This window comes from Citrobacter sp. TBCS-14 (genome assembly GCF_005280805.1).
Classification (GTDB): Bacteria; Pseudomonadota; Gammaproteobacteria; order Enterobacterales; family Enterobacteriaceae; genus Citrobacter; species Citrobacter gillenii.
The window spans coordinates 1-209 of sequence record NZ_SZWM01000738.1; the positions used below are offsets into that span (position 1 = coordinate 1).

Here is a 209-nt window from a genome sequence, read left to right on the forward strand (position 1 = left end):
ATTGAACAGGTTAGCCTCGCGGTTTCGCAGATGGACAGCGTGACCCAGCAAAACGCCGCGCTGGTGGAGGAGTCTGCGGCGGCGGCGGCCTCTCTGGAGCAACAGGCCGAGCAGTTGCGGCAGGCCGTTGCGGTATTTCGTATTACCCGCGAGAAGGCGGTGAGTGGGGCTCGAAAACCACTGCAGGACGCTCCGCGCCAGGATCGCGT

Annotated in this window: 1 pseudogene; it reads left to right on the plus strand. The window is 64.1% G+C overall.

The annotated features are described in order from the left end of the window. Positions 1-209: pseudogene (locus FDX22_RS21005) on the plus strand (methyl-accepting chemotaxis protein II); the annotation flags it as partial.